Raw genomic sequence first — 2,124 nt, forward strand, 5'->3', positions numbered from 1 at the left:
AAGGAAGTGGCGGCCAAGTACGGCATCGGCCACGTGACCACCGATCTGGCCGACAGCCTGGCCCTGAAAGAGGTCGACGCCGTCATCCTCTGCACGCCCACGCAAATGCACGCCGAGCAAACCCTGGCTTGTCTGAAAGCAGGCAAGCACGTGCAGGTGGAGATTCCCCTGGCCGACAACCTGAAGGGCGCAGAGGAAGTCATCGCCTTGCAAAAACAGACTGGCCTGGTGGCCATGTGCGGCCACACCCGCCGCTTCAACCCCAGCCACCAGTACGTGCACAACCAGATCCAGGCCGGCAAGTTCAACATCCAGCAACTGGATGTGCAGACCTACTTCTTCCGCCGCACCAACACCAACGCACTCGGCCAGGCCCGCAGCTGGACCGACCACCTGCTGTGGCACCACGCCGCCCACACCGTGGACCTGTTCGCCTACCAGGCCGGCAGCCCCATCGTGCAGGCCAATGCCGTTCAAGGGCCGATCCACCCCACGCTGGGCATCGCCATGGACATGAGCATCCAACTCAAAGCCGCCAGCGGCGCGATCTGCACGCTGTCGCTCAGCTTCAACAACGACGGCCCGCTGGGCACCTACTTCCGCTACATCGGCGACACCGCCACCTACCTGGCGCGCTACGACGACCTGTTCACCGGCAAAGAAGAGAAGATCGACGTGAGCCAGGTGGCGGTGAGCATGAACGGCATCGAGCTGCAAGACCGCGAGTTCTTCGCCGCGATCCAGGAAGGCCGCGAGCCCAACTCCAGCGTGGCCCAGGTGTTCAACTGCTACCAGGTGCTGCACCAGCTCGAGCAGCAGCTCGGCGCCTGATCGGGTTCGCCCCCGCGCGGCGCGGGCAGCCGCGCCCATTTAGTACGACCTTGCGAACAGAGGAAACGCCCATGCAACAACGCAAACTTGGCCCTTTTTCCGTCTCGGCCATTGGCCTGGGCTGCATGAACATCTGCCACGCCTACGGCCCGCCGGTCTCGGACGCGCAGACCGAAAGGCTGCTGCTTAGCGCGCTGGATGCGGGTGTCACCCATTTCGACACCGCTGCCCTCTACGGTTTTGGTGCCAGCGAAACCCTGGTTGGCCGCTTTCTTTCCAAACACCGTTCGCGATTCACCCTGGCCAGCAAGTGCGGCATGCAAGGCGTGGACGTGGCGGGTGACGGCAAGCTGGTGCGCGTGATCGATGGCCGTGCCGAGACGATCCGTGCCACTTGCGAAGCGGCGCTCAAACGGCTCAAGACCGATGTGATCGACCTGTACTACCTGCACCGCTGGGACAAGACCATGCCGGTGGAAGACAGTGTGGGCGCGTTGAGCGATCTGGTGCGTGCGGGCAAGATCCAGGCCATTGGCTTGTCCGAGGTGTCGGCCACCACCTTGCGCAAAGCCCATGCGGTGCACCCCATCACCGCGGTGCAGACCGAATACTCGCTGTGGACACGGAACCCCGAGATCGCGGTGCTGCAGGCCTGCCGCGAACTGGGCGCCGCCTTCGTGGCTTTCAGCCCGGTGGCGCGCGGCTTTCTGTGTGGCGAGCTGGATGTGAGCGCCTTTGACGCCAAGGACATCCGCCGCAGCATGCCGCGCTTCACGCCCGAGAACCACGCCGCCAATACCCGGCTGCTGCCCGGCTACCTGGCCATGGCGCGCGAAGTGGGCTGCACGCCCGCGCAACTGGCGATCGCCTGGTTGCTGCACCGTGGCGACCACATCCTGCCCATTCCCGGTACGCGCAGCGTCGAGCACCTCATGGACAACCTGGGTGCCGCCAACGTGGTGCTGAGCGCCGATGTCATGGCCCGGCTGGATGCCCACATCCAGCAAAAGACCGTGAGCGGCAACCGCTACAACGCCCAGGCCAATAGCGAAGTCGACACCGAGACGTTCTGAGTCTCGGTGTCGTGGCCTCAGTCCGCCTGCTTGCGCACGCGGGCCACGATGCGGTTCAGGCCGACCGGCGTCAGCCCCAGGTGCCGGGCCAGGTCCTTCTGGGCCACGCGCTGCGCCAGCGCGGGGTGCTCGGCGCAAAAGGCGCGGTAGCGCGCTTCTGGGCCCAATGTCAGCAGTTCGCGCTCGCGCTGTTCTTTGCGTGCCGCGAAGATCAAGGTCA

At 65.1% G+C, this 2,124-nt stretch carries 2 protein-coding genes and 1 pseudogene; 2 read left to right on the forward strand and 1 reads right to left on the reverse strand.

Annotated elements, in window-relative coordinates; translation table 11 throughout:
- The coding region (locus ABYB95_RS22275; RefSeq protein WP_372662143.1) for a Gfo/Idh/MocA family oxidoreductase at positions 1–831 on the forward strand (831 nt) is incomplete at its 5' end.
- A 71-nt stretch (positions 832–902) separates the two neighbouring features.
- A complete protein-coding gene (locus ABYB95_RS22280) occupies positions 903–1,904 on the forward strand; it encodes an aldo/keto reductase (RefSeq protein WP_372662146.1) in 1,002 nt (333 codons plus the stop codon).
- A 17-nt stretch (positions 1,905–1,921) separates the two neighbouring features.
- Here the strand turns inward: ABYB95_RS22280 and ABYB95_RS22285 are convergent.
- A pseudogene (locus ABYB95_RS22285) lies at positions 1,922–2,124 on the reverse strand (Crp/Fnr family transcriptional regulator); the annotation flags it as partial.

The sequence above is a fragment of the Hydrogenophaga sp. genome (genome assembly GCF_041633695.1).
In the GTDB taxonomy this organism is placed as follows: domain Bacteria; phylum Pseudomonadota; class Gammaproteobacteria; order Burkholderiales; family Burkholderiaceae_C; genus Hydrogenophaga.

What these genes read in the sequence shown, in the direction of transcription:
- ABYB95_RS22280 (WP_372662146.1), top strand. Translation starts at nt 903, where the DNA reads ATGCAACAACGCAAACTTGGCCCTTTTTCCGTCTCGGCCATTGGCCTG.